At 34.0% G+C, this 19,499-nt stretch carries 24 protein-coding genes; 11 read left to right on the top strand and 13 right to left on the bottom strand.

Annotated features, from left to right (window positions below):
- Positions 1–23 precede the first annotated feature (23 nt).
- Positions 24–158, top strand: a complete 135-nt coding sequence (locus ABC346_RS12455) for a YqzM family protein (RefSeq protein ID WP_011066375.1) — start codon at positions 24–26, stop codon at positions 156–158.
- Positions 159–231: 73 nt separating this feature from the next.
- Here the strand turns inward: ABC346_RS12455 and ABC346_RS12450 are convergent, their stop codons facing one another.
- From ABC346_RS12450 to ABC346_RS12400, 11 genes are all read right to left on the bottom strand, one after another.
- The gene (locus tag ABC346_RS12450; protein WP_413235145.1) at positions 232–2,544 is read right to left on the bottom strand and encodes a DNA internalization-related competence protein ComEC/Rec2; all 2,313 of its coding nucleotides are present in this window, start codon (positions 2,542–2,544) and stop codon (positions 232–234) included.
- Between the two features lie 10 nt (positions 2,545–2,554).
- Positions 2,555–3,115, bottom strand: coding sequence for a ComE operon protein 2 (locus ABC346_RS12445; protein WP_413235144.1), 561 nt, complete (start codon positions 3,113–3,115; stop codon positions 2,555–2,557).
- Positions 3,116–3,160: 45 nt separating this feature from the next.
- The gene (locus ABC346_RS12440) at positions 3,161–3,757 is read right to left on the bottom strand and encodes a helix-hairpin-helix domain-containing protein (protein ID WP_413235143.1); all 597 of its coding nucleotides are present in this window, start codon (positions 3,755–3,757) and stop codon (positions 3,161–3,163) included.
- A 104-nt stretch (positions 3,758–3,861) separates the two neighbouring features.
- Positions 3,862–4,614 carry a class I SAM-dependent DNA methyltransferase gene (locus tag ABC346_RS12435; RefSeq protein WP_413235142.1) on the bottom strand — a complete coding sequence of 251 codons (753 nt, stop codon included), beginning with the start codon at positions 4,612–4,614 and terminating at the stop codon, positions 3,862–3,864.
- A 3-nt stretch (positions 4,615–4,617) separates the two neighbouring features.
- The gene (gene rsfS, locus ABC346_RS12430; RefSeq protein ID WP_017797097.1) at positions 4,618–4,974 is read right to left on the bottom strand and encodes a ribosome silencing factor; all 357 of its coding nucleotides are present in this window, start codon (positions 4,972–4,974) and stop codon (positions 4,618–4,620) included.
- Positions 4,975–5,547 carry a bis(5'-nucleosyl)-tetraphosphatase (symmetrical) YqeK gene (gene yqeK / locus ABC346_RS12425; protein WP_413235141.1) on the bottom strand — a complete coding sequence of 191 codons (573 nt, stop codon included), beginning with the start codon at positions 5,545–5,547 and terminating at the stop codon, positions 4,975–4,977.
- On the bottom strand, positions 5,528–6,103 hold the full coding sequence (locus ABC346_RS12420) for a nicotinate-nucleotide adenylyltransferase (protein WP_413235140.1): 576 nt from the start codon (positions 6,101–6,103) through the stop codon (positions 5,528–5,530). Before ABC346_RS12420 ends, yqeK begins: the two co-directional genes overlap by 20 nt.
- A 24-nt stretch (positions 6,104–6,127) precedes the next feature.
- The gene (gene yhbY, locus ABC346_RS12415; protein WP_413235139.1) at positions 6,128–6,418 is read right to left on the bottom strand and encodes a ribosome assembly RNA-binding protein YhbY; all 291 of its coding nucleotides are present in this window, start codon (positions 6,416–6,418) and stop codon (positions 6,128–6,130) included.
- Between the two features lie 2 nt (positions 6,419–6,420).
- Positions 6,421–7,251 carry a shikimate dehydrogenase gene (aroE, locus tag ABC346_RS12410; RefSeq protein ID WP_413235138.1) on the bottom strand — a complete coding sequence of 277 codons (831 nt, stop codon included), beginning with the start codon at positions 7,249–7,251 and terminating at the stop codon, positions 6,421–6,423.
- Between the two features lie 21 nt (positions 7,252–7,272).
- The gene (gene yqeH / locus ABC346_RS12405) at positions 7,273–8,373 is read right to left on the bottom strand and encodes a ribosome biogenesis GTPase YqeH (RefSeq protein ID WP_413235137.1); all 1,101 of its coding nucleotides are present in this window, start codon (positions 8,371–8,373) and stop codon (positions 7,273–7,275) included.
- Positions 8,374–8,375: 2 nt separating this feature from the next.
- Positions 8,376–8,891, bottom strand: coding sequence for a YqeG family HAD IIIA-type phosphatase (locus tag ABC346_RS12400; protein ID WP_413235136.1), 516 nt, complete (start codon positions 8,889–8,891; stop codon positions 8,376–8,378).
- A 374-nt stretch (positions 8,892–9,265) separates the two neighbouring features.
- Here ABC346_RS12400 and ABC346_RS12395 point away from each other — a divergent pair, with 374 nt between their 5' ends.
- The 10 genes from ABC346_RS12395 to sigK all read left to right on the top strand — a co-directional run bounded on the left by ABC346_RS12395 (position 9,266) and on the right by sigK (position 17,923).
- Positions 9,266–9,406, top strand: coding sequence for a sporulation histidine kinase inhibitor Sda (locus tag ABC346_RS12395; protein WP_017797104.1), 141 nt, complete (start codon positions 9,266–9,268; stop codon positions 9,404–9,406).
- Positions 9,407–9,749: 343 nt separating this feature from the next.
- Positions 9,750–12,167 (top strand): Na+/H+ antiporter subunit A, encoded by a 2,418-nt coding sequence (locus ABC346_RS12390; protein WP_413235135.1) that lies wholly within the window; start codon positions 9,750–9,752, stop codon positions 12,165–12,167.
- Positions 12,164–12,598, top strand: coding sequence for a Na(+)/H(+) antiporter subunit B (locus ABC346_RS12385; RefSeq protein WP_413235134.1), 435 nt, complete (start codon positions 12,164–12,166; stop codon positions 12,596–12,598). The genes ABC346_RS12390 and ABC346_RS12385 overlap by 4 nt, the downstream gene beginning before the upstream one ends.
- Complete coding sequence (locus ABC346_RS12380; protein ID WP_413235133.1) at positions 12,598–12,936, top strand: Na(+)/H(+) antiporter subunit C; 339 nt, start codon at positions 12,598–12,600, stop codon at positions 12,934–12,936. The genes ABC346_RS12385 and ABC346_RS12380 overlap by 1 nt, the downstream gene beginning before the upstream one ends.
- Positions 12,929–14,413, top strand: coding sequence for a Na+/H+ antiporter subunit D (locus ABC346_RS12375; RefSeq protein WP_413235132.1), 1,485 nt, complete (start codon positions 12,929–12,931; stop codon positions 14,411–14,413). The genes ABC346_RS12380 and ABC346_RS12375 overlap by 8 nt, the downstream gene beginning before the upstream one ends.
- Positions 14,414–14,418: 5 nt before the next feature.
- Entirely contained in the window at positions 14,419–14,895 is a 477-nt protein-coding gene (locus ABC346_RS12370; RefSeq protein ID WP_413235131.1) for a Na+/H+ antiporter subunit E, read from the top strand.
- Positions 14,895–15,173 carry a Na(+)/H(+) antiporter subunit F1 gene (locus ABC346_RS12365; protein ID WP_413235130.1) on the top strand — a complete coding sequence of 93 codons (279 nt, stop codon included), beginning with the start codon at positions 14,895–14,897 and terminating at the stop codon, positions 15,171–15,173. Before ABC346_RS12370 ends, ABC346_RS12365 begins: the two co-directional genes overlap by 1 nt.
- The gene (mnhG, locus tag ABC346_RS12360; protein ID WP_413236552.1) at positions 15,166–15,516 is read left to right on the top strand and encodes a monovalent cation/H(+) antiporter subunit G; all 351 of its coding nucleotides are present in this window, start codon (positions 15,166–15,168) and stop codon (positions 15,514–15,516) included. The genes ABC346_RS12365 and mnhG overlap by 8 nt, the downstream gene beginning before the upstream one ends.
- Positions 15,517–15,623: 107 nt before the next feature.
- Positions 15,624–17,102: a UDP-N-acetylmuramoyl-L-alanyl-D-glutamate--2,6-diaminopimelate ligase gene (locus ABC346_RS12355; protein ID WP_413235129.1), complete on the top strand. Its 1,479-nt coding sequence runs from the start codon at positions 15,624–15,626 to the stop codon at positions 17,100–17,102.
- A 116-nt stretch (positions 17,103–17,218) separates the two neighbouring features.
- Positions 17,219–17,923 carry an RNA polymerase sporulation sigma factor SigK gene (gene sigK / locus ABC346_RS12350; protein WP_413235128.1) on the top strand — a complete coding sequence of 235 codons (705 nt, stop codon included), beginning with the start codon at positions 17,219–17,221 and terminating at the stop codon, positions 17,921–17,923.
- Between the two features lie 60 nt (positions 17,924–17,983).
- Here sigK and mtnN read toward each other — a convergent pair whose 3' ends face one another.
- A complete protein-coding gene (gene mtnN / locus ABC346_RS12345) occupies positions 17,984–18,673 on the bottom strand; it encodes a 5'-methylthioadenosine/S-adenosylhomocysteine nucleosidase (protein WP_413235127.1) in 690 nt (229 codons plus the stop codon).
- A 15-nt stretch (positions 18,674–18,688) separates the two neighbouring features.
- The gene (locus tag ABC346_RS12340; protein ID WP_413235126.1) at positions 18,689–19,366 is read right to left on the bottom strand and encodes a YrrS family protein; all 678 of its coding nucleotides are present in this window, start codon (positions 19,364–19,366) and stop codon (positions 18,689–18,691) included.
- Between the last annotated feature and the right edge of the window lie 133 nt (positions 19,367–19,499).

Genomic DNA, 19,499 nt, shown 5'->3' with positions numbered 1-19,499 from the left:
TGTGATAATAGGAGGGGTACAAGTTGAACGAATTTGAAAAAGATGTACAGTATAAAGGCAATGATGTAGTTGATTCAATCAAAGGTTTTACTTTTTCATTTCTATTCTTCTTTTTAATCTTTGCTATTGGCGTAGTAATTAGTTTTATTGGTCAATAACTGAAGAAATGAATCGTATAAAAAGGAAGGGATCATTTGGTCGCTTCTTTTTTATTGTCTCATCCACGATAGTTTATGGAGAATGTATTAAAAACGTTCCTTGATTTTTGGAAAAATAATATTGAATTGCACCATGTAAATCCGTACGTAGAATGTCGATGTTTTCGGATTCCAGTGTTTCAATTACCTCAACTGATGGATGACCATAGCGATTATTTCTCCCCACTGAAATTAGCCCAAAGTTGGGTCGAGTGTGTTCAATAAACAAACGGTTACTTGATGTTTTACTCCCATGATGTGCAACTTTAAGGATATCAATATTTATTTCGGGAAAGTTTTTTATCAACTTCTCTTCGACATCGCTGCCAATATCTCCTGTAAAAAGCCATTTCGCTCCTAAATCAGCATATAAAACTAATGAATTGTCATTTGATGATTGGTTATCTTTAGTTGGAGAAAGAACTTGAAAATTAGAAAAGTTGCCCTTGATAGTTTGACCAGCTTCAATTCTTTTAATAAATTGATTTGGAAATGAAGATTGAATATCTTTGATGATTTCATCATCAAAGAACGCACTCACCATTATTGTATCCACAGTTACTTCTTCCAAAATATACTCCAAACTCCCTATATGATCTAAGTCCTCATGTGTTAATATAATTGCATCCAAATGAGTTATCCCTCTTGAATAAAAATAAGGACGTAATATCTGCTTATATACACTTCTATTCGCCTCCATACTATCAAAATCAAAGGATGAGCCTGCATCCACTAACAAAGTATCTTGTCGGCGCGGGGTTTCAATTAATATTGCATCTCCTTGCCCAATGTCAAACATCGTAACAATTCCTTCTTCACTTATATACGGTTTCAATGCTCCGAGTATTATAGGGAGACAGAACAATAGCCCTGACAGAAATGCTAACTTCAATTTATTTAATTCCAATTCGTACATAAATCGAAAGAAAAAGATATAATAAATAATTATTGCCGTTATAGATAACCCATCCATAAACAAAGGAAATGACAAATAGGTATCAACCCAGAACAAAAAAGAAACTACGATAGAATGAATCCACTGAAAGGAATTGTCCAAAATAAGAAGCAATTGCTTCGGTAAGAATGATAATATCGTAGCAATATACATAAATGGTATGACGAACAAAGTGAAGTAAGGAATAATAATGACATTTAGTAAAATAGAGAGAGGTTGAAAAATATAAAAATAATACAGCTGTAATGGGAGGATAGCCATTTGAGAAATAAAACTTATTTGCACGATATTCCATAAAGTTGATGTTGAATAAGTAATCCACTTGGCTGAGAGGAGGATAGCAAATGTGACAGCAAATGAAAATTGAAATCCTATCTCATATATAACAAACGGATCAAAGAGGATTATTGACATAAAAACGAAACTAAATATATCTATATACAAGAATTTCCTTTTAAACTTTTGAACGACAAGCAAAATTGTAATCATCCAAACCGCTCTCCACACAGAAGGCTCCCCTCCGGCTAATATTCCATATAAAGGTAAAAAGAAAATTAAAAGTGATTGTGCCCTCTCTTTTGTTACAATATTTCCTTTTACTAGTAATAAAAACACTATGGCAATTATTAATGTGATATTTGATCCTGAGATCGCAATTATATGTGATAAACTCCATCGTTGAAATAATTCTTCCGTAGATTCATCCATCGAAGAATCGTCACCAAATACGATAGATGTTAACCAAGTAACAGTATCATCACTCCACCTTCCACGCATATAATCAATAAGTTGATGGCGTAACAAATAAATATGACTTAATGGTTGTGGTTCATTACAGCGTATTTGATTTACATTGTCAATAATAATTTGATAATGGATATTTTTTTGTAGTAGAAATTGTTGATAATTAAATTGAGCAGGATTTGTACTCGAAGGTGGTTTTTCTATAGAATCATGTGAGGTTTCAATGATGCATGAAGCTCCGTGTAAGAATTCGTTATTCTTAACGAATGTAGCTTGTGAAAGTGTCGGTTGGTCAAAAAAGTACATAACTAAAAAGTTGAGATTAGAATTAGAATGTGATCCTTCCAATTGAAATTGCATGTATTCATCTGTTATGATGGCAGACCCATTAATACTACCAGTTAAAGAAGACAATTGGTGTTGGGATAACTTCTTCTTCTCGATCCCTTCTTCAACCTCAGGTATATAAAATGTAAAAAAACAGAAAGTGATGATTGAAATAAAAAATGGTAGTGAAGGAAATCCTTTACGTGTTTTTAACCAAAATAACCAAAGAAAAATCAACAGTGGCAACCATTCTGCTTTAGAAGTAACATAAAGAATAGCTGCCCCTGTTGTTATCGCAGTATAATACCAATACCCTTTCATTGATATATACCTATTTAAATAGCTGCTCTGCTTTTTCTTTAAAACGGGAAATTTCAGTATCGTTCTCAGAGACTTCATCAATTTTATCGATTATCTCTTGAATAAATTGTGCTTTTTCTTCAATATTCACATCAATAGATATCTGATGTAAAGGGACTTTAACGGTTGCCACACCTGCTTCTTCAAACAATTCAACTGCATATGGATGATTATGATAGTCTTCCGCATAGTACACTGTTTTTATGCCACTTTGAATTAATTGCTTCGTACATTGTAAACACGGAAAATGAGTGATGTAAACATCAGCTCCTTCCGTTGGTACTCCAAATTTGGCACATTGTAATAATGCATTCGCTTCTGCATGCACTGTTCGGACACAATGGCCATCAATGACATAACAACCTTCATCTGCACAATGTACACTTCCTGTAACACTACCATTATATCCTCCTGCTATTATCCGCTTATCTCGGACAATTGTAGCTCCCACTTCAAGTCTTGTACAAGTACTACGTAATGACAGTAAATGACTTTGTGCCATAAAGTATTGATCCCATGAAATTCTCTCCATCTTAGACTCGTCTCCTTTTATTGCATTGCTAAAAAGCTTTTTTCTCTATGGAACTTGAATATAATCTCTTAGTGATTCAACGGTCTTTTCACCAATACCAGAAATATTTAATAAATCCTCTAATTCACGAAACAATCCGTTTTCTTCACGATATTGAAAAATTGTTTCAGCCTTACTTGGACCAATTCCTGGTAATTGTTCTATTTCTTGTACGGATGCATAATTTATTCGTATTTTATCACTTACCGTTTCAATACTTGTATTCATATTAGCTTCTTGATCACCTTGTTCAGGGACAGCAATAATCATTTCATCTTGAACAAGTTGAGCAAGATTGACTTGAGACTGATCAGCATCCACACTGAATCCACCCGCTAATTCAATAACATCATGAATACGGTCATCTTGTTTTACAGTGTAGACCCCAGGGTTTTGAACTGCTCCTTTCACATCTACAACAAATGATTGTTCATTATCCGGTGTTGATACGGAATTAATATCATCTTGAAAAAGTTCATCGGTATCATGTGTCTCGATAGGGAGTTCTGCAGAGGAATCTTGCTTTTTAGTAAATACTATAAAGAAGAAAACAGCTAATCCTGCAAGCAAGAAAAACGAGGATTTTTTCAGAAGATTTAGCAACAGAATTTACACCTCCTCCTGAAAATGACTTTATAAAGATATATATCAATTCGACAAATATCTCTTATCTCCTTCTTTAACTCATAATACAAAAAATAAAAAAGTTATTCATTTTTTTTAGCTAAAAAAAAGATTCTTTCGCCTTCTTGTATATTATTTTTTGTTTTAATGGAAAAATCAGCGAAAACTTGGATATTATTGAATCCTGTATCAAAAAGTAATTTTTTATAAAATTCTACTGAAAATGTCCGTTGGTGATGCGTTTCTGTATAACGGTCATATTTTCCTGATTGGTCACTTTCAAAGAAGGTCAATTCATGATACATCTCCCCTTCTTGATCACCGGGTTGGCAAAACCAAATATACGCAGCCGCTTCAGTAACATCAGCAAAAGTGTTGTTAATATAGATTTCTTCAATATGCGGCAAACTATGGACGTCAAAAAGAAATAATCCATTATTATTTAGTGAACGATATATTGAATTGAAAAACTCAGCTATATGAGTAGGATTTACAATATAATTAACAACATCACAACAACTGATGGCCATATCCATATCTGGCACATTATTTAATTTGGTTATATCTTGTTTTAACCATTTAATAGAAAGAGATGGGTCCGCCTCTTTTTTTGCAAGTTCTAACATGTCCTCAGATATATCAATTCCAGTTAACTGATAACCTTGAACAGCAAGTTTTCTGGTGATTACTCCCGTTCCACATCCGAAATCCACAATAGAATTAACGTTACGGTCGGAATATGATGCAATCACTTCTTGAATAACCGCTACCCAATCATCATATGGTGCATCGATCATTAATCGATCATAAAGAGGTGCCATTTTACTATATTCCATACATTAACGTTCCTGTCCTAAATGTAGTGGGATTTGATTTGCATCTCCCCATAATTTTTCTAAATTATAATAGTACCGTTCATCTTTATGGAAAATATGGCAAACAATATCTCCAATATCTACTAATACCCAGCGAGCCTGATCAAAGCCTTCGATTCTTTTTATGCTCAAACCTTTTTCTTCTACAGTTTCTTTAACTGCTCTAGCAATTGCTTGAACTTGTCGTTCATTACTCCCATGACAAATTAGAAAATAATCTGCAACGAGAGATACCTCATTCATATCTAATGCAATAATATTTTCTGCTCGTTTATCATCACATGCTTCTGCAACATGTTTTATTAATTCTTGTTTATTCATTTAAATTCCTCCATTAATTTGATTTCGCAAGTCGTTATAGGCATGTATGCTATCAGGGTATATCGTGTTATTCTTAGATATTAAATACATCGTCGTATTTTTAGCTGCCATCCAACAAGCTTTTGCCAAATCTTCTTGTGCCATCTCCCGCACTTCCTCTACACCGGGAAATTGTCTTCCTGGTTCAATATAATCTGCTAAAAAGATAATTTTTTCTAATTGAGACATCTTTGCTCTGCCGGTTGTGTGATATTTAATTGCATTAATTACATCAATTGTTTGTACCCCGTATTTTTCTTTTATAATATGCGACGCTACCGGTCCATGCCATAATTCATGATGATAATCTAATAATTCATTAGGGAGATCGGTTTCCGCAATGATCTGCTTCATTGTTTCTAACTTAAAATACTTCGCATAATCATGAAAAATGGCTGCTAATTCAGCATCAGGAATAGATTCATCATATCGTTTCGATAAGTCAATTGCAGTATCCATGACTCTTAACGTATGTGCGAATCTATGCTCTGTTAATTGATCTTTCACGTCTTGTTTAATTACATCTAAATCCATATAAATGATGCTCCTTCACATATTGCATAACAGAATCAGGTAGTAAATATCGAACCCATTCCTTTTGTTGTAGTCTTTCTCTCAACATTGTGGATGATAAATGAATAGTGGGTATATCTACAAAATGTACAGGATAAGTCGTTTCCAGAGAGTATCCTGGTCGTTCCACACCGACAAAAGTAACTATATCTAACAATTCATTTATTCGATACCATTTAGGCAAAAACTCTACCATATCCCCACCAATAATAAAATAGAATTCAATAGAAGGGAACGTTTTTTTTAATTCACGAATGGTATCATACGTATATGATTTCCCTTCTCTTTGTAATTCTATTTTATTTAACTTAAATGAAGGATGACTTCTAATCACTAGTTGTAACATCGATGTTCGATGTTCTGCACTTGTGGTTGTTTCCTCCTTATGTGGAGGTGTATTCGTCGGAATAAACCATATTTCATCCAATTGTTTTGCTCTTCTAACTTCTTCTGCTATCAATAAATGACCAATATGCGGAGGGTCAAAAGTTCCACCGAGGATACCTATTTTCCTCAATTTTAATCACCTTCTGTGTTTCTGTTATGGTAACTTAATCTGTTTATTTTCCAATGACTCTTTATATAATACGATATTATTGCCAATTACTTGTACAAGCTCAGCATTAGCTGAAGTTGAAATTTGCTCAGCAACTACATCCTTGTCCTCCATGCAATTTTGAAGAACACTTACTTTAATTAATTCTCTTTTTTCCAGTGCTTCCTCTATTTGTACAACCATATTCTCATTAACCCCGTCTTTTCCCACTTGAAAAATAGGTTTGAGTTGGTTTGCTTGAGATCGTAAATATCTTTTTTGTTTTCCTGTTAGCATTATTATCTTCCTTTCAAAATTTGTTCGATTTGCATATCCATATCGGATACATTAACATGTGTGCCTGTCCATATCTCAAATGCTGCTTGCGCTTGATATAACAACATAGTATGACCATAGTGAATATAAGGAGTTCTTTGTTTTGCTAATTGCAGAAAATGAGTTTCTAAAGGTTGATATACGATATCACTTACAACCGTTTCTTCATTAATATTTTCTAATGCAATTATTGAACGCGGTTCATTCATCCCAACTGCAGAAGTTTGAATAATCAAATCAAATTGATCCAATTCGGATACTGCTTTTTCCAAACTGATTACTAATGCTTCTTTATTTGTTCCAACAATGGATTCTGCGCGGCTCAAAGTTCGATTAGCTATTTTTATATTATTGTAACCTTCTTTTACAAGAGCATGAAAAATACCTCTTGCCGCTCCACCAGCTCCAAGGATTAATACACGTTTATCCGTTACTCGATTCAAAAAAGGATATGCTGCATATAAGGATCGTAAATAACCCTGTCCATCTGTATTATATCCAATCCATTTTCCATCATTTATAGCTACGGTATTTACTGCACCCATGAGATTTGCGGTATCATCAACATGATCTAGGTATTGCATAATCCTTTGCTTATAAGGAACCGTCACATTAAAACCGGTCAATGGTGTGCTTTTAAGTTTTGCTATATTATCCTCAAAACTGTCTTGCGGATTAATTTCAAAAAGTTCATAAGAACCTTCCAGATTTGAACGTTTTAGAAATTCATTATGAATCCACGGTGACATCGAATGTTCTATTGGATAACCAATTAATTTTAAAGATAATGTCAACGTTTTCTCCCTCCAACTAACTTATATAAGTGATTTACGAACAGTAATTGAAATACCTTTCCAAGTATGAGCTTGTACAGTTGCTCCTTTACCTTGCACACTGATCCACCCTAATCCTGGGAATACAATATCCGTTTTCTCATCATTTAACTTAAACGTTTTTCCTACAAATTCAGGTAAGCTACTAATGTATTCAGCATGTGGCGGAGACAATAACTCTCCCAAATGATCTTTATATAATTGATCTGCTTTTTCCAATTTTGTTCGATGAATAGATAACTCGTTGGAAAAGTAACAAACAAACGACTGCTTATCCCCTTTTAGAAAATCTAAACGAGCTAATCCGCCAATAAACAATGTTTGTTGATCCTGTAATTGATACACTCTTGCTTTAATTTCTTTTCTAGGTGTAATCGTCTTTAAATCTTTATCTGAAACGTAATGAGCCATTTGCTGTTTATTTACTATACCAGGAGTGTCCACTAAAACGTTATGCTCATCCAAAGGTATTTCAATAAAACCTAATGTTGTACCAGGAAAATAAGAGGTAGTGATCGCATTTGCTTCCCCTGTTGACTGTTCAATCAATTTATTTATAAATGTAGACTTCCCAACATTTGTTGTACCAACAATAAATACGTCCTTCATATCTCTATGCGTCTCGATTAATTGTTTTAGCGATTCTATCCCAGTACCTTTTATTGAAGAAATAAATGCAATATCCTTTACCTTTATTCCTAACTGACTAGCTTCTCGTTGCAACCAACTTTTCAGTTTATTTACATTCGTTGATTTTGGAAGTAAATCTAATTTATTCCCAACGAGAATTATTGGATTGTCACCCGTAATTCTAGGTAAACTTTTTAATAATGTTCCGTCCACATCAAAAATATCAATAATATGAACGATTAGTCCGTTAGTATCTCGAATAGAACTTACCATTTGTAAAAAATCATTATCAGATATATTTACATCTTGAATTTCGTTATAATGTTTTAAACGAAAACAACGTTTACACAATACTATTTCCTTATTTAAAGAGCTTGGTGTCGCGTAACCAGCTTCTGACGGATCCGAAGTTTGGATTTCTACTCCACAGCCTTGGCAAATGATTTGCTCCAAAATTATTCCTCCCAGCTAATTTTTCCTTTTCGACGCATATAATTTAAAATCCTGCGTTCGATCGTACGGTTTATTCTCGTAATTTTACCATCAGTCTCGACAATAGGAACAACTAAAACAGTATAAAATCCTGCAAAGTTTCCTCCTAGCACATCTGTTAAGAGTTGATCTCCAACAACTACAATTTCTTTTTTAGATAATTCCATTTCTTTAGCCACCGTTTTAAATGCTTTGCTTAATGGTTTTCTTGCACTATAAACAAATGGCGTTTCTAACGGCTCAGAAAACACTTGCACTCTTTCTTGATTATTATTTGAAATTATCGTTACTTTAATATCATGATCACGCATTTCTTGGAACCATCTGACAACCTCAGGAGTGGCATCCTTAACATCCCAAGCAACTAAGGTATTGTCTAAATCGGTTATAATTCCTTTAATACCACGTTCTTTTAATGTGGTCGGTTGCAAGTCAAATATACTTTTCACATGTTCATTTGGTAAAAATCTAGATAACATCTCCACACCTCATGTTCTTCCATCTTATCACTAATGCAATAACTCATTATAACTAATCCTATAACATCTTACTAGGTTTTTTAAAGCAATAACCATATAAAAGAATAATTCTATGCAAATTGATGTGAAATCATCCCTAAATTATCAATATTATCTGAAGAATCGTTCGACAAATTCTTACTAATATCGATTCTGTGGATAACTTTACTAACATCAAAAAAGTTTATATAACGTATATTACAGAAGTTATTAATAGCTTTATACACAAGTTATCTACAAGTCTATGTAGATAACTTCAACCTTGTCCAACCTTAAATTACATGTTAAATTATTAATAACTTTAAGACAGATGAGGGGTAGGAGGAGGCTGTATTATGGAAAATTTATCGGATGAATTACTGCTTGAATCCTATTATACAGCATGCGAATTACAGTTAAGTCCTGACTTTCTTTCTTTATTTGAAGAGGAAATTCATAAACGTTGTCTTTCTCACAAAATCAAAAATACTGTTTAATTTTGTCTAAAACAAGCAAGCGATCTTCAAATTCTACTTTGAAGGTCCTTTTTTTTTGACTTTTTTTTGACATTTGATGCTGTTTTTTCCTATTTAATATTGTAATTTGAAGACAGCTTTCTTGCATACTTTATACATGCATACGCTTCTCTTATAGGTTATACTGTTAAATAGTTCAGCAACTATTAGTTATCACACCGGAGATATTGTATGTAACTTAACTACAAGTATTATTATTTCAGTATGGATGATTTCTTTCCATTGTGGAATCTTAATTAAAAACAGAAAGATAACTACTGAATAACATTAACGTTCTTTATGTATAGAAAAGGAGGAATTATCTTTGACAGTTTTACATTGGGCTACTCTATCCCCCTTTTTGATAGCCATTCTTATTCCATTTTTGTATAAATATGTAAGAAAAGTGCATACTGGTTGGTTTGTTTTACTCTTACCTCTTACTTTATTTATCTATTTTCTTTCGTTTTTACCAAGTACTCGTGAAGGAAATGTAATTTCTGAACATTTTGCATGGGTGCCCTCGCTTGGTATCAATTTTGATTTATACATAGATGGACTTAGTCTATTATTTGCTTTATTAATTACTGGAATCGGTACCTTAGTTGTACTTTATTCCATATATTATCTTTCGGATAAGAAAGAGAAGCTGAACAATTTTTATGTATATCTCTTAATGTTTATGGGAGCTATGCTAGGGGTCGTATTATCTGATAACCTTATTGTTATCTACGTATTTTGGGAAGTAACAAGTATTGCTTCGTCCTTGTTAATTAGTTATTGGTATGGTAGAGAAAAATCAATTTACGGTGCTCAAAAATCAATGTTTATCACTGTATTTGGTGGTTTGTCGATGCTTGGGGGCTTCTCCCTTTTATATGTAATCGCTGGAACATTCAGTATTCGAGAGTTAATAGCTAATGCAGATATTGTAATGGCGAGTGCACTATTTTTACCTGCAATGATCCTTGTATTATTAGGTGCATTTACTAAATCTGCTCAGTTTCCTTTCCATATCTGGCTACCTGATGCGATGGAAGCTCCAACTCCAGTTAGTGCTTACCTTCACTCAGCTACGATGGTAAAAGCGGGAATATATTTGGTTGCTCGATTAACCGGTGTGTTTGGTGGGAGCCCAGAGTGGTTCTGGATAATCACGATTGCTGGACTAACGACATTAACGTGGGGATCCATATCTGCCGTCCGTCAAAAAGACTTAAAAGGTATATTAGCCTTTTCAACAATTAGTCAATTAGGGTTAATTATGAGCTTACTTGGTGTAGGTTCTGCTGCATTCTATTTCCAAGATGGAGATAACGCTTTGTATACCACTGCTATTTTAGCAGCAGTATTTCATCTAATTAACCATGCTACCTTCAAAGGAAGCTTATTTATGGCTGTAGGAATTATTGATCATGAAACTGGCACAAGAGATATTCGAAATCTTGGTGGTTTAATGACGATTATGCCTATAACAGCAACCGTTTCATTGGTTGGACTTGCTTCTATGGCTGGATTACCGCCATTTAATGGTTTCTTAAGTAAAGAACTCTTCTTTACCGGTATGTTAAATGTAACTGAATATGGCATTTTCAACTTAGAAACCATGGGATTCATCATACCTGTTGTTGCATGGGTCGCTAGTGTGTTTACATTCTTATACTGTATGATTATGTTCTTCCGTACATTTACAGGTAAATTTGATGGCAGCAAACTGAAAGTTGATCATGTACATGAAGCTCCTGTTGGAATGCTAGTAAGTCCTGTTATTCTTGGAATTCTAGTTATTCTCTTTGGTCTATTCCCAAATGTATTAGCATATTCGCTAATTGAGCCTGCGATGGCTGGAATATTACCAGGAATTTTAACTCCTGGTGAATTTTTCGAAGTTCACATCAGTCATTGGCATGGATTTATACCAGAACTCTTTATGACAATTGGGGTAATAGTTCTAGGCGTTCTTCTATATTTGACAATGAGTAAATGGCAAAAATCTGCTTTTTACCTTGGCGAACGAGATATATTTAATTATGCCTATGACTACGGTTATGACGGATTAATTAAGGGATCTCAATGGGTAACTCGTATTCAAATGACTGGACGTCTTCGGGATTACTTTATTTACATGTGCGGATTTATGATCCTACTTATAGGATATACCATGTATAAGTTTGATCTTCCATCATTTGACACAATGGACCTTTCACCAATTGATCCTTTTATGTGGATAGTTGCAATTGTGTTTATAGGTTCTGTTATTGCAGTACCATTTATCAATAACCGCCTAGGCTTGATTATAACAACTGGGGTAACTGGTTTTATCGTAGCTCTATTTTTCGTCATTTTCCGTGCTCCAGATTTGGCACTAACTCAGTTACTTGTTGAGACTGTAACAGTTATTCTATTCATGCTTGCTTTTTATCACTTACCTAAGATGAAGAAGGAAAAAACAAGTAAAGGAATACATGCGATAAAACTAATTATTTCAATTTCATTTGGAGTAATGATTACGCTTGTATCATTAAGTGCATTTTCAATGGGTAGTAAAGCTGGGATGACCTCTATATCTGAATATTTCACAGAATTCTCCAAAGAACTTGCTGGAGGATATAACATCGTAAATGTAATCTTGGTTGATTTTCGTGGTCTAGATACGATGTTAGAAATTCTTGTAGTAGCTATAGCTGTGTTATCAATAATTAGCCTAATTAAACTCCGTTTTAAAGGGAGTGAAGACGTATGAAACAAGTAAAACCGAATGATATTATGTTACAAACTTTTGCTCGTATATTAATTTTTATAATACTCGCCTTCTCCATCTACTTACTATTGGCTGGACATAATAGTCCTGGAGGAGGATTTATAGGTGGCTTGATGACTGCCAGCGCCATTTTGATTCTATATTTAGCGTTTGATATGAAAACAATTCGTAAATCAATACCAATAGATTTTGTTAAGATTATTGGTATTGGGTTACTTTTTGCAAGTATAACTGGCGTAGTATCCATGCTTTTTGGATTTCCATATCTTACTCAATTCTTTGACTATTTTCATATTCCTCTTTTAGGGGAAGTAGAATTGACCACAGCACTACCATTCGACTTAGGCGTATACTTTGTTGTAGTGGGTAGTGCATTAACGATAATATTAACCATCGCGGAGGATGATAAATAATGGAACTATTGATGTCAATCATCATTGGAATAGTATTCAGTGTCAGTATCTATTTATTCATGTCCAGAAGTTTACTCCGTGTAGCTGTAGCAAGTGTTATACTTTCACATGGTGTTCACCTACTTCTTCTAACCATGTCTGGATTACAAAGAGGTATTGCACCAATTTTAAGTTTTGAATCTGATGCCTATACAGATGCCCTTCCACAAGCATTAGTACTTACAGCAATTGTGATTAGTTTTGCAGTAACTTCCCTATTGCTTGTTATGGCATATCGAACATATAAAGTGCATCAAACAGATGATCTAGAACAGTTAAGGGGTTCTGCTGATGAGTAATTTAGTTATTTTGCCGATTATAATTCCTTTTATAATCGGTGCTATATTATTAATGTTTGCAAAGCACCATAAAGTACAGCGTATAATTAGTGGTATTTCCATAATTATACTATTAGCTCTAGCTATATACCTCGCTATTTATGCATACCAACATGGTACTTTAGTTTTGGAAGTAGGAAATTGGAATGCTCCTTTCGGTATTGTGCTTGTTGCTGACTTACTGTCAACGTTTATGGTATTACTCTCTACACTTGTTGGAGCAGTATGTTTATTCTTTGCTTTTAAAACAATTAGTTCGGATAGAGAAAAATATTATTTCTATCCACTTTATTTTTTCTTACTAATCGGTGTAAATGGAGCATTTTTAACCGGTGATTTATTTAATCTATTTGTATTTTTTGAGGTAATGTTAATTGCTTCATACGGATTAATTGTCCATGGCGGTACAGGCTATCAGTTAAGAGAATCATTTAAATATGTGATTATAAATGTTTTTGCTTCAGGGTTATTTATAGTAGCAATTGCATGGATTTACTCTATCACTGGTACAATGAATATGGCTCATATTGGAGAAAGAGTTGCAGAACTTGACCAAGCAGGTGCATTAAATGTAGTAGCTATCCTCTTATTTATTGTATTTGCTTCAAAAGGTGCCCTTTTCCCTCTTTACTTTTGGTTACCAAAATCTTATTTTGGTCCTCCAGCTGCAATTGCGGCATTATTCGGTGGATTACTAACCAAGGTCGGGATATATGCAATCATCCGCACCTTTACAGTTATATTCAACCATGATCCTGGATTTACTCATAAAGGAATTATCGTTACCATTGCTGGTTTTACAATGTTATTTGGTGTATTAGGAGCTGTATCACAATTTGATTTTAAACGTATCCTTTCCTACCATATTATTAGCCAGGTTGGTTATATGGTTATGGGACTAGGTATCTTCACACCATTAGCTATGGCAGGAGCTATCTATTATATTGCACACCATATGATTGTAAAAACGGCATTATTCTTATTTGCTGGTGTAACGGAGAAAATTACGGGAACAACAGATTTAAAGAAAATGGGGGGACTACTTGGAAGTCATCCTGCCCTAGCATGGATGTTCTTTATTACCGCTGTCTCATTAGCTGGTATACCTCCTTTAAGTGGATTCTTCAGTAAATTCCCGATTATCTTGGCAGGCTTTGAAGAAGGACAATATGTGATTTCTGGAGTAGCATTACTTGTAGGTTTATTAACACTATTTTCGATGATGAAAATATTCAGCTATGCCTTCTGGGGTAAGCAAAAGCATACAGAAGAACAAGTGAATATTCCTATCGGTAAGTTATTATTACCAATAATACCATTAGTTGCATTAACGATAATTTTAGGTTTTGCAGCTGAACCTATCTTCACTTACTCAATGGATGTTGCTGAACAGATTATGGATCCTTCAAATTATATTGAATCTGTCCTTAAGGAGTAATGACTATGCCTTTTCAAATTTTATTAAATGTATTAATTGCATTTTTATGGATGTTTTTACAGAATGATTATACTGCAATTAATTTCATACTAGGCTATCTTATTGGTATATTATTGTTGTTTTTCATTCGACGCTTTCTTAAAAGCGAGTTCTATTTTAGGAGAGTTTGGGCGGCTATTAAATTGATTTTCTTATTTTTAAAGGAATTAATTAAAGCAAATATCGATGTTGTCCGAGTAGTTTTAAGCCCAAAACTTAACAATGAACCAGGAATTGTTGCTGTTGAAACAAAGCTAGATACCGATTTAGAAATTTCTTTGCTTGCAGCTTTAATCACTTTAACCCCTGGTACCATTTCGATGGATTTTTCACCAGATAGTAAGACTATCTATGTACACGCCATTGATGTTCCAGATCGAGAAGAAATGATTCGTGATGTACAGAATACATTCGAACGAGCGATTATGGAGGTGACAAAGTAATGATGAATACGATTCTTATGATTGCATTAGTAATCATGGCAATAACGCTTGCTTTGTTATTTATACGTGTAATCATAGGTCCTTCCATTCCTGACCGAATTTTAGCTTTAGATGCGATTGGTGTAACGCTTGTAGGCTTTATTGGTATCATCATGATAAAGCAAGATACTATCGTGTACTCGGATGTGGTACTTCTGTTAAGTATCTTAGCTTTTGTTGGTACCTTCGCTCTATCAAAATTCTTAGAAAGGGGTGCTGTTATTGAGCGCGGTGATTGATACGATCGTAGTATTATTGGTAATAATTGGTTTATTCTTTACGGTTGTTTCTGCAATTGGAGTTTTGCGTTTGCCTGATGTCTATTCTCGTGCACATGCAGCAGGAAAAAGTGCGACACTCGGAGTAATGTCAATTATGTTAGCAGTATTTATTCATTTCTTGTCTCATGGTACAATGAATGCAAAAATACTTTTAGCGATAATTTTTCTATTTATGACAGCCCCATTAGCAAGTTTAATGATTACACGATCTGCATATCGAACAGGAGTTAAATTATCAGATAATACTACTACCAATGATCTTACGGATATGTATAAGGAAGATACAAAAGAATCCAATTGATAAAATTGGATTCTTTTTTCTATATTTTCCAGATTAATAAATATAGGAATTGGAAATATTACTAACAACTTAGATATGATAACTTAAAGAATAAGGAGACATCACCTTTGAATACTTTTGATCTTATTTCAGCCTTAAAAATAAAACAACAAATTGGTCAATTACCGAACACTATTTCCTCAATTTCACACAATTCTCGTCAAGTTGTCGATAACTCCTTATTTATTTGTATAAATGGATTTACTGTAGATGGACATAAATTTGTAACGGAAGCTCTAGAAAATGGTGCAACATGTATTGTGGCAGAAAGAGAAGTTGATGTCGATACAAATAAAGCAGCCTTAATTATTGTTCCTGATACAAATAAAGCTTTAGCAACACTAGCTGCTTCCTTCTATAATCATCCATCTCATAACTTGACATTGTACGGTGTAACAGGTACAAATGGAAAAACTACTGTGACAACCATTATTAAGCATTTATTAGCTCACAACGGACTTTCTACTGCCTTAATTGGAACGAATGGTTTCCAGATAAATGAAGATACATATTCTAGCAGTAATAATACAACGAGTGACATTTTAACTAATCAACATATGCTGTATAAGTCAAAGAATCAGGGTGTGACACATGTGGCAATGGAAGTATCGTCACATGGATTAGAACAAGGTCGTTTATGGGGAATTGATTTTAGCGTAGCCATCTTTACCAACTTATCTCATGAACATTTGGACTATCACGGTAGTATGGAAGAATATGCTGCAACAAAAGTTCAATTATTTAGTTCTCTGGCAATCCAGCCTAATAAACAAAAGATTGCTGTTTTAAATCGAGATGATAGTTGGTACGATTATTTTCAAAAACGAACGCCTGTACAAATTGTTTCCTATGGTATTTATGAAGCTGCAGATTTTCGAGCTACTGCTATAAAATATCGTAAAGATGGAACAACATTTGAATTAATAACACCGGAAGGAAACTTTCAGGTCCAAACAAAACTTATGGGAGAGTTTAATGTATATAATATACTTGCAGCGATCGCATCCGTTTATGTAAAAGAATCTGTCCCCTTAAGAAAATTAGTTAAATCAATTGAAGTCACTCCTACCCCTCCTGGAAGAATGGAGAAATTAGAAAGTTATGGAGGTAGACATATCTACATTGACTATGCTCATACTCCAGATGCACTAACAAAAGCAATAAATAGTTTACTTCCTTTTAAGCAAAACAAATTAATTGTCGTCGTAGGTACGGGTGGTGACCGAGATAAAAGCATACGTCCGTTATTAGCAAAAGCCGCTTCGGTAGCAGACTATGTTATATTAACGATTAATGATCCGAGACATGAAGATTCGAGTAAAATATTACAAGACCTTGAAAAAGGAATGTTACATCATAAATATGCTTGTCTTGCGGATCGTAAACAAGCTATTCGTGAAGCAATAAATCATTCTTCTCCAAACGATATTATTTTAATTGCTGGGAAAGGAAAAGAACCGTATCAAATAATCAAAAATAAAAAGGTAGCTCATAATGATGCTACAATTGCACTAGAATGCAGTAAAGAATTATTTCCAAATATATAAAAAGTATTGATTTTATTTGGACAGACACGATTTCACTTCTACGCTCATAAAGTGTTACATAGGCTAATACCTAGCTATTTTGACACATATGCTATAGTTCTAGGAGGTGATCGCGTTTGTCCGGAATATTATCCGTACTTGGCCTTATTATTAAAGAAGCATTATTCTTCGTATCCTATGTAAAGAATCATTCTTTTCCTCAACCCCTCCCCCCAGATGAAGAAGCTAAATATCTCCAACTTATGCAAGATGGAGACGAGATGGCTAGAAATAAACTTATCGAACATAACCTTCGTCTCGTTGCACATATTGTTAAAAAATTTGAAAATACTGGTGAGGATATGGAAGATTTAATTTCTATCGGAACGATTGGTCTCATTAAAGGTGTAGAAAGCTTCTCTACCGATAAAGGTACCAAATTAGCTACTTATGCTGCTCGTTGTATTGAGAATGAGATTTTAATGCATTTGCGGGCATTGAAGAAAGTTAAGAAAGATGTATCCCTTCACGACCCCATAGGCCAAGACAAAGAAGGAAATGAAATCAGTTTGATTGATATTTTAGAAGCAGAGAACGAAAATGTAATTGAGTATATTCAGTTAAATATGGAGATATCAAAAATGCAGAAGTATTTTTCTGTATTGGATAAACGAGAACGGGAAGTCATTGTTTATCGTTATGGCTTAAATGATCGTGAGGAAATGACTCAACGTGAGATTGCTAAGAAATTAAACATATCAAGAAGTTATGTCTCTAGAATTGAAAAACGGGCATTAATGAAAGTATTTCATGAGTATTATCGAAAAGAAAGGCAGAACTAAAAGATATAGTAAAGCAGCCAAACAATCTAAATAGTTTGGCTGCTTTTATAATCAATCAAATTATATTTTATTAACCATATTTATTATTAATTGAGCGGCATTTTTTCCAGCTGTATCTAGAAATTGATCAAATGACAAGGATGATTCCTTTCCTGCTATATCAGATAATGCACGGGTAATAACAAAAGGTGTATTGTATCTATAACATACTTGTGCGATAGAGGCTGCTTCCATCTCTAAAGCTAACATATCCGGAAAACGCTTTTTAACAATATCTGTTTGATCTTTATGTTGCATAAATGAATCACCTGTTGCAATAACACCTGTTCTAGAACTAATTTCTATATCTTTCATAACCTCAGAGGCTAAATTAACTAGCTGCTCATCTGCTTTATAAGTTGCTGGCATACCAGGTACTTGTCCATACACATAATCAAACGCTGTTGCGTCTACATCATGATGCAACACTTCTGTAGAAATCACTACATCTCCTACTTGTAAATCACTAGCAAACCCACCGGCTGAACCAGTATTTATAATAATTGTCGGTGAGAATCGCTCATGTAAAATGGTTGTAGCCATTGCAGCATTTACTTTACCAATACCTGATAATAGTAAAACGACTTTCTTATCTTGTAAAATTCCTGTATAAAAATAGCACCCGGCTACCTCTAATTCTTCAATATATTCCATTTGTTGTTTTAAAAGAGCAATCTCTTCTTCCATTGCTCCAATTATACCAATTGTCATAGTAACCCCCAAAATCTATTTTTTATCATTCTCGATTAGCTCTTCTACTTTTGTAGGCTGCCAACCTTCTCCATCAACCCATTGAAGGTATACTCGGAACACCTTCGTTTCATCCATATCTGACACAGTAGCAACTACTTTTTGATCACCGCCATTTTCGACACGCCATTCCACCATATTGTCTGGATCAATATTTGTTACCATAGAAGTTGCTTCTTTAATTTCAATTCTATCTTGAGAACCATCATCATATATCGTTGTATGCGGTCCTTCTTGTTCGGTGCCAATCGGCTCCCAATTACCTGTATATGCTTCCGAAACATTATCATCCGATGGTTCCGCTGACTCTGTTTCTACATTGTTTTGTTCATTATCCTGTTCATCATTATCATTATTTTCTTCTGATGATTCATTTTCTTCATCTTGTCCACTCTCTTCATTGTCTGTGGAATTATTATTTTCATCCTCTTCTTCATCTGGTTCAGTTATAAGGAAATCAGAACCTTCATCTGAAGAAGTGTTTTCATTTTCTTCAGCATTTTGTTCTTCTCCTCCAGTACCGCCAAATACCCAAATTCCGAGGAGAATAATAACTAGTATACTAGCTGCGATTATACCAATTGTTATGGCTTTTGTACTTTTTCTTCTTTTTTCAAATTTATCCGATCTCGTTTGATTCATATCACGACTCATCAGATTACCTCCCCATCTCTATAATTGTAGCATACTACCGTAATCTTGTAGTGACAACTAATTTTACGTATAAAAATATTATAACGGTAACAATACTTTATATCATTCGTTTCTAATAGGGAATTTAAGGTTA

Origin of the sequence: Oceanobacillus phoenicis, assembly GCF_047238145.1 — a bacterium.
In the GTDB taxonomy this organism is placed as follows: Bacteria; Bacillota; Bacilli; order Bacillales; family Amphibacillaceae; genus Oceanobacillus.
This window is presented reverse-complemented; position numbering and strand designations above follow the sequence as displayed.